The sequence below is a fragment of the Oceanobacillus polygoni genome (assembly GCF_008304605.1).
Classification (GTDB): Bacteria; Bacillota; Bacilli; order Bacillales; family Amphibacillaceae; genus Oceanobacillus; species Oceanobacillus polygoni.
Window position 1 is genome coordinate 1 of sequence record NZ_PIJY01000028.1, and the last position, 8342, is coordinate 8342.

Annotated in this window: 8 protein-coding genes and 1 pseudogene; 7 read left to right on the forward strand and 2 right to left on the reverse strand. The window is 33.3% G+C overall.

The window, feature by feature from the left end:
- The first annotated feature begins 229 nt into the window (after positions 1-229).
- Positions 230-745 (forward strand): GNAT family N-acetyltransferase, encoded by a 516-nt coding sequence (locus tag F1560_RS14645; protein ID WP_149475397.1) that lies wholly within the window; start codon positions 230-232, stop codon positions 743-745.
- A gap of 98 nt (positions 746-843) precedes the next feature.
- Here F1560_RS14645 and F1560_RS14650 read toward each other — a convergent pair whose 3' ends face one another.
- Positions 844-2091, reverse strand: a complete 1248-nt coding sequence (locus F1560_RS14650) for an MFS transporter (protein WP_149475398.1) — start codon at positions 2089-2091, stop codon at positions 844-846.
- A gap of 104 nt (positions 2092-2195) precedes the next feature.
- Here F1560_RS14650 and F1560_RS14655 point away from each other — a divergent pair, with 104 nt between their 5' ends.
- From F1560_RS14655 to F1560_RS14670, 4 genes are all read left to right on the forward strand, one after another.
- On the forward strand, positions 2196-3959 hold the full coding sequence (locus F1560_RS14655; RefSeq protein ID WP_149475399.1) for an ABC transporter substrate-binding protein: 1764 nt from the start codon (positions 2196-2198) through the stop codon (positions 3957-3959).
- Positions 3960-4382: 423 nt separating this feature from the next.
- The gene (locus F1560_RS22600) at positions 4383-4649 is read left to right on the forward strand and encodes a sigma factor (RefSeq protein ID WP_281292647.1); all 267 of its coding nucleotides are present in this window, start codon (positions 4383-4385) and stop codon (positions 4647-4649) included.
- A gap of 107 nt (positions 4650-4756) precedes the next feature.
- The gene (locus F1560_RS22770) at positions 4757-4948 is read left to right on the forward strand and encodes a sigma factor-like helix-turn-helix DNA-binding protein (protein ID WP_425466045.1); all 192 of its coding nucleotides are present in this window, start codon (positions 4757-4759) and stop codon (positions 4946-4948) included.
- A complete protein-coding gene (locus tag F1560_RS14670) occupies positions 4948-6009 on the forward strand; it encodes a DUF4179 domain-containing protein (RefSeq protein ID WP_149475401.1) in 1062 nt (353 codons plus the stop codon). Before F1560_RS22770 ends, F1560_RS14670 begins: the two co-directional genes overlap by 1 nt.
- Positions 6010-6307: 298 nt before the next feature.
- On the opposite strand, the pseudogene F1560_RS14675 reads toward F1560_RS14670, so the two are convergent.
- Positions 6308-6948: pseudogene (locus F1560_RS14675) on the reverse strand (YczE/YyaS/YitT family protein).
- A gap of 109 nt (positions 6949-7057) precedes the next feature.
- Here F1560_RS14675 and F1560_RS14680 point away from each other — a divergent pair.
- The gene (locus F1560_RS14680; RefSeq protein WP_149475402.1) at positions 7058-7510 is read left to right on the forward strand and encodes a MarR family winged helix-turn-helix transcriptional regulator; all 453 of its coding nucleotides are present in this window, start codon (positions 7058-7060) and stop codon (positions 7508-7510) included.
- Positions 7511-7556: 46 nt separating this feature from the next.
- Positions 7557-8000, forward strand: coding sequence for a GNAT family N-acetyltransferase (locus F1560_RS14685; RefSeq protein WP_149475403.1), 444 nt, complete (start codon positions 7557-7559; stop codon positions 7998-8000).
- The last annotated feature ends 342 nt before the right edge of the window (positions 8001-8342 follow it).

Sequence of the window (8342 nt, forward strand, 5' to 3'; positions counted from 1 at the left end):
AGTAGGGGGCGAACGGTTTAGTTGACGGGATCAAAGCCCCACGGGCAGTTACGTTCTACCCTGGCTACTGTTATAATAAAACCATATAAAAAATGGTCAACCAGAAAAATTTAGCATTCTGGCTAACCTTATAATACGAACGAGGTAGGTTAGTATAATAAGGAATGGATAACTTCTACAAAGGAAAAAAAGGTAATTGACTTAGCCTTTTTTATGGGGGAATATATATATGTACTTAGAAAGTAATAGGTTGCTAATACAAAAATTTCAAATAAATGATTGGCAAGCCGTTTTAGAATATACTTCAGATATTAAGGTAATGAAATATATACCAGAAGGCGTTTTTACTGAAGATGATGCAAAAGAGTTTATTTATAAAAATATCGGTGATAACCCAGAGAAATTTGCTGTTGTATTAAAGGATGAAAATGTTCTTATCGGACACATTGTTTTTCATAAGTATTTTGGTGAACATACTTATGAAATTGGCTGGGTATTCAATACTAAATATTATAATAAAGGATATGCTTCTGAAGCAGCACATTCTATATTGAAATATGGTTTTGAGACAATGAAATTACATAGGATTATAGCTACTTGTCAGCCTGAGAATATTCCATCATATCGAGTTATGGAGAAGATTGGTATGAGAAGAGAAGGTTTATTTAAGAAGTGTATACCACAAGGAAACGAATGGTGGGATGAGTATTATTACGCCATTTTAGAAGAAGAGTGGAAATGTTAGCTTTTTCAACCATCTGGTGCATGTACTGAACAACATAACTTCCCTTCGTTACTAAAATAGAGATAGCAACTTATAAAAATGCTATCTCTTTGCAAATTCTATGCAATTTCTTCATTTGTTTTTATTCTACTATCCTGAATTGACCAATAGAAACCTAGTATTCCGAGTCCGCCTATTAACAGGAAAAGTCCCGCTATCATTCCATTAGATAATAAAGCACTAACCATTATTCCTATACTGCCTAAGATTTGTCCTGCATCCATGGCTAATCCGCTAACTGCTATATAGGAACCTATTGCATCTTTTTTTGCTAGCTGTGCGACATAGGATGAGCGAATAGGCTGGAAGAGGAGTTCTCCTACAGTTGCAACTGCAATTGCAATTATTAGCACCACTACCATATCGTTCCATGCTAGGAAGCTATAACCCACTACATACATAAACAAGCCCCCAAATAACACAGAATTTATATTGAATTTTTGAGTCATTTTTCCAATTATATGAGAGGCAAAGATCACAATCATCGTGTTTGTGATAATTAGAATGCTTAACATTTTGGGACCGTCAATGATGAATCCAAATATTGAAGCATGAATATCCTTATTTAGACGAACGGCGATAAAGCCATATAGCTGAAACTCTAATGATAGAATGAGTAGCGTTGAAAGGGATAGGACCATAAAACGAGAGTCTTTAAATACTTTTACATAATTGGAGACCAACCCTGAAATAAATCTATTTTTCACTTTCTCATCTTTTTTGGGTACATATTGATCTTGGATCCATCCTAGTGTCAGTAGAAATGTGAATATTGATAGGATGGAAAATCCTAAAAACAACTCAAATTTATGGGTCTTGAAGAATAAACCACCAAGGATGATTCCAATAGAGAAGGCCAGGTTTGTAGACCAATAGATAAATCGATACATCGATGGCCGTTCTTCCTCTGAACTAACGTCGATTAGAAGTGCTTCTGATGCAGGATCGGTAAATCTGCTGGTAATACTTAATAGAAAAAACATGATAAATGTAAGCCAGACGGATTCAAACCATGGGGAATTAGCAAGAGCGATAATAACAAATGAAGCTGTTTGAATCATATACCCTGCTACCATGACTTTCTTTCTTCCAAACCGATCCGCCCAAGAGCCTCCATACATACCAAAGATTATGGATACAACTGTTGTTAATGTTAAAATTCCACCCGCCCAAGCCAATCCCAACTTATCGGAAAAATAAATGGCCATAAAGGGAAATATACTCATCTCTGCTACATCCGAAACGAAAGATACAATCATACGAATTTTGATATTTAAATGAAACTGCTTAAACTCTGATAAAGTCATTGTTTTTCTTCTCCTTCCTCAGCTTTTATTGTATAGTGGGAAATAGGAAAGAAAAAGTGCAATATATGTTTATATATTTCATATTTTAAGGAGTCTGTTCTCCAATGGATGTTTTAGAGTATTATATTAATTTAAAATGTCTGCCTGAATATCAACAGGCACATGAAATCCTCATATCTAAACAAGAAATCGCAGGTATTCTATTCTGTTCTTCCAGGAATGTTCACTATATACTACAAAGATGGATTCAGGAAGGATATGTAGATTGGAAAAGCCAACGTGGAAGGGGCAAAAAATCCTCTTTAACGTTTTTAAAGTCCTTGGATGAAGCGGTACTTCTTCATGTAAAAAAATTGGTTCAGAAGGAGAAAGTAAAAGAAGCAATGAGCTTCGCATTACAAAACAAATTTTCCACTGGCCTAAAAGAGACACTTTTATCTACCATTCAAAAGGCGTTTGGTATCCAGCACATAGAGGATCACGAGGAAATGAATGATATTTTACATATTCCCCTGCAATATGGCCTCAACAATATGAACCCTTTTTTTGTAACTATTGCTACGGAGGCTCATATTCTGAGTGAGGTTTTTGATACTTTGGTTCGTTATAATCTTGTTAGTAAAACTATCGAACCTCATCTTTCACATGGATGGGAAGCTAGTGAGGATTACTCGACTTGGACTTTTTATATTCGCAAGGGGATTCGATTTCATGATGGGAGCACGTTAACCAGTAAAGACGTCCAATGGACATTTCAAACAATTATAAATGAAGAAATAAACATTCCAAATAAATGGTTGTTAGAGGGTATACAAGACATTACCATTGAAAATAAGTTCACAATATCATTTCACTTAAACGAAGGAAATCATGTATTTCCAAATTTTTTAAGTGCCATATTTACAGCCATTATTCCAGCAGAATCAGACATCAAAGACTCCCCTCATCTTATAGGAACCGGTCCTTACAGGATCGAACACATAGATAAAGACAAAATGGTTTTGAAGGCTTTTGATTATCATTTCAGTGGAAGACCTTTTATAGATAAGATTCATATGTGGAAACTGCCTGAAAGTAATTTTAATCCGTTGAACTTTTTTACCCATGATCATCTGGGGAAGAATAACACGGAGGGATCAACATTTACAATCCATGATAATGGCAGTAATTACATAATCTTTAATATGAAAAAGGGAGGTGCACACCAAAGTCGTTTCTTTAGACAAGCTGTGAGTGAAATGATTGATTCCCGTGAAATGGTACAACAACTGGGTGGACCAAGAGAAGGTCCTTCCACGGGCTTTATTCCAGAGAGAAGTAGCTATAAGAATATCAAGCATTCAATTGAAAAAGCAAAGCATCTTCTTAGTAAATCTAACTATCAAGGTGAAACCATCCATTTAGCTGCATTACGTTATGAAGATTTTTTAGAGGATGCCCATTGGATGGAACAAAAACTAAATGAGATTTGCATTGAAGTTAAGGTTCATCCCATTGAGTTGTCGGATATCTACAATGAAGACTTGATGTTATCATTTGATGCCATATACACAGGAGAAGGCTTTGAAGATAACATTGAATTAGCTATTCTAATATTACTTCGTAATGAATTTGGAATCCGTAGATTTCTTAGCCCATCGCAACTCGACGAATTAGACAAAGGATTCGAATCCTTAAAAAAACAGCCAGATTATGAAAGTTTTATCCAGGTGTTTCAAGCAGTCGAAGATAAGTTAAAAGAGGATGGTACAATTATCTTTACTGTCCACTCATCCAATCAGAATACATTCCAATCAAATTTACAAGGAATACAAATAAGCGGATACGGGTGGCCTGTGTTTCGTAAGTTATGGATTAAAAAAGAATAAACTTGGAAGCTATAAATAACCAAAATAATTATTGGTATAAAGCATTTTTTGAAATGAATATATTCATGTAAGTTTAAAACAAAGTCGTACCGTTTAAAACAAAGTTATACCGATTATAAATAGTTGCACCGTTTTACCCCTTTGGATTTTTTATCTAAAGGGGTGTTTCGTTGTGAAAAAAAGTACTGACTTAATTTAGTAGTTCAGTGTAAACTGAATTTATAGAAATAATTGGAATGATATATGAAAGTTTGTGAAGAAATACACTTAAACTAAATGGTGCTTTAACAAAACAAGAAGATCGTCAATGTGACGGTCTTTTTTTACTAAAGAGGCAGTAAGTCTTTTGTGTGAAATTTTCGAAAAAATGAAACCAATTATTAAATGACTATGTCTAAAGAGTAAATGGAAAGGAGGTGCACAGTGGAAAATAAAGAATTATATGTATTTAAGCCAAATGACGAAATTGGTATCCATTATCAAGATAAAGAAATAGTAATCGAGCAGCTAATGGAACTCTATACTCAGAAGGTTTACCTGTTGGCATTTTCCTTTGTAAAGGATAGTGGTGTAGCTGAGGACATTTCACAAGAGGTTTTTCTAAAGGCTTATAAGTATCTCGATAGTTTTAGAGGAGAGTCAGCTTTAAAATCCTGGATATATCGCATCACTGTTAATACTACTTTCTAAAGAAAAAGAGCATAAAGCAACTAATATTAGAGGGTAGTTTCTTTGAAAATTTTAAGAGAACCGAGAGCACTGAAACCACTTTCCTTAAAGCTGAACGCAATGAACAGATTTTACAAACAACCTTAACTTTACCCATGAAATATCGGACAGTAATTGTGCTCCATTACTTTTATGATTTAAAAGTTAATGAGCTTTCTTCGGTATTGGATTTAAACACCAATACAGTAAAAACAAGGCTTTCAAGAGGACGAGACATACTGAGACGTAAAATTAAATCCAAGGAAGGAGATGTATTATAGTGGAAGATGAACTTAAAAAAATACATGAACATTACCGTAAAAATTATTACAGTGAAGAAATAGACGATCGGATCAAAGACGGAGTTCAGCAAAATATTAGAAATGCAGATGTTATCCAGCCAGAGAAAAAGCAACGACACAGTATAGCAAAAAAAATATCATATATAACTGCTGCCTGTTTAGTATTATTTGGTCTCTTCATTGGATCTTCATTTGTATCACCAGCAATGGCGGAGGTAGCATCTAAAATACCATTCTTAAATAAGATTTTCAATCAGGAGCCTATTTATCAAGTTTTAACAGAGGAACTTGAGGATAAAGGTTATGATATTTCTGGTTTAAGTTATTCTACTCAAGATAAAACATATTCTGTAACAGTAGGAGGGTCAGAGGAATATTACAACCAAGTAAGGGAAGAAATTCAAAAGGTAACAGAAGATATAGTTTCTTCGAGAGGATATAATGATTTTAAGGTTGTAGTAGAAAAAGATGATCCGGCAAATGATCTTGAATATCCAGAGGATTTTGACCTTCTGTTTGATGCATTAGAAGAGGTTTTGCCAAAATTACAGCAGAAAGGCTATAAAGTTCTTGGTAATTACGGTATGGGCCATAGTAGTCCATATGCTAAGGAAATTATGTTGACTTTGGCCATAGAGGATACAGAAAAACGTACGGATGAAATTGAAAGAGCAATTATTGAAGGTGCTAAAAAGCAGAATATTAAAAGAGATGTTACGATCAACTTTCAACCGATTAGTGATCAAAAATGGGAAATTGAGAGTGAATGGGCCAGTAATGTAATACCAGTCATTTTGGAAGGAATGTTAAATAAAAAAGAATACAAAACAAATTTAGTAACTCACTCCTATGAGAAAGACACAATGAACATCTTTGTCACAACAACAATTGATATGTCCGACAATGAAGCACCTGAACTAGCAAACAAAATCGAATTAACAATCCAAGAATTCCTAGAATCTGATGAATTAAAAGATATCGTTGGTGACACTCCTTTTAAAGTTGTTGTTCGAGATAAATATAGTAGGAGTATTAATTAAGAAAAAATGCGGTACTTCCAATGTGGAGTATCGTTTTGTTTTTGGTATAATACTAATGTTATGAAGAATCACAGTTAAACTAAATGGTGCTTTAATAAGAAAATTGGCGAGGATCTCCTTATAGAGGTCCTTTTTGTTTTAAATAAATAACAATACAGCGAGATTGACAACCAAATCGACATTTTTGCTTAAAAAATCACTGCATTTCGCAGTACTAATAATATACAAATTTAGTTACAAATCTTTTAACTATTAAAGGCGTTAATTAACCTTTTGTGACAGGTATCAGAACCCGTTACTATATTGAATGGTTTCTCTCTTTATCATAGTGTTGTGATGTACTTGAGTGTGTTAATAAGTGGTCCAGTACTTTTTCAGTAAATGGCATAAAGTAATTCAATATTACCCCCCAAAACAAACCGTTAATAATGTTCCAACACCGATGGGTCCATTTAAAATCAATGCTATTATTAAAAAAAGGTAGATCAATGTCCTTGAATAAAATATATTGGTTTTAGTTAACTCTTGTAATACTAACGTTAAGCGATCAATTGGAATGGGAGCAAAGTTTGTGTGTAAATAGGTTGCTGTTCCTAATCCTATAATAACTAAGCTGATTCCAAAATAAACAATTTTGCTTAACCATAGTTCAGGTGTTATCAAATTGTCCAATAAGAACATCCACATATCAATACCAATACCAGTTATGACGGCTGTTAACAGCCCCAAAACTTCAGGTCTTTGTCCTTTTAATAATGAATTACAACCGATCAATATAAAAGCTAGAATGATTTCCCAATTACCTACCGTTAACCCAACATTTTTAGACAGACCTACCAAAAGTGCATCAAAAGGTGAAGTTCCAAGGTCTGATTGTATTGTGAAAGAAATACCAAGGGTTAATATTAAAATTCCTAATACATAAAAAACATATTTCACTTTTCTTGCCTCAATACTATTTTTTGTTGCAAATGCAACAAATTTAGGTTAAATTAAATATATGTTATTTTTATTGTATTTGCAACAAAATATGATTAAGGAGTAAATTATGAAGGAGATTCTTCGAGAAATTGGAATGATAGCAAGGGCATTAGATTCTATCAGTAATTTAGAATTTAAAGAATATGACCTTACAAAAGGGCAATATTTGTACCTTGTGAGAATATGTGAAAGCCCAGGAATCATTCAAGAAAAATTAGCAGAGGTGATAAAAGTAGATCGTACAACAGCAGCTCGTGCTATAAAAAAACTAGAAATAAATGGATTTATTAAAAAGAAAGATGATGAACATAACCAAAAAATAAAAAAACTTTTTCCAACAGAGAAAGGCAAGAATATTTATCCTTACCTTAAAAGAGAAAATGATCATTCCAATATGGTTGCATTAAATGGATTTACAGAAGAAGAAGTGGAGAACATTTTTAATCTTCTCCAAAGAGTGAGGAAAAATGTAGAAGTTGATTGGGAATTTGTTAAAAAGGGAAACAAAAGAAATTATTGATCAAATACTTTATTGCATTTGGAACAAAAAACAAGAGGTGAATTTTATGAGTTGGAATTTAAAAAAATTTGACGAGTTAACAAATATTGAACTATACAATCTTTTAAAAGAAAGAACTCTAGTTTTTGTGGTTGAACAAAATTGTCCTTACCTAGAAGTTGATGGTAAAGATCCTTTTTCTTATCATCTTTTTAAAGAAGACAATGGAGAAATCATTGCATATTTAAGGATTGTACCCGCAGGTGATTCTTATCAAGAAACTTCTATTGGAAGAGTCTTTGTAAAGAAAGAATACAGGGGAAAAGGAATTGCAGAAGATCTTTTAAAAAAAGGGCTAGATTTTATCCAAAACGAATTAAAAGAAACAAATGTAAAAATTCAAGCCCAAGATTATTTAAGAAAATTCTATAGTTCCTTTGGTTTTGAGACCATATCCGAAACATATTTAGAAGATAATATTCCTCACGTCGATATGCTTTTACAAAGATAACACAACCCGTTATTATCGGTTAGGTTTCGGGTTATATTTAGGTGTAGAAGAGATTGTGTAGGATTACACTTAAACTAACGGGTGCGTTATTGAAACAGGAAGATAACGCTGATTTTGTTACAATTGAGTGGGAGTAAAAAGCTAACTTAATTTGAAGACGGAACGCCTATATATAGGCATTTATCCTAATCTAATATGGAGAAAATAAGTTGAAAATAATATAGTTCCCTACCAAAAATAAAATTTGGTAGGGAATTTTGTTATGTCTTTTGAAAACCCCTGGCTATGCCGGGGGTTCCATAGAGCTTCCAGCGAGGTATTAAAAAAAAGCCTCACTTCGTG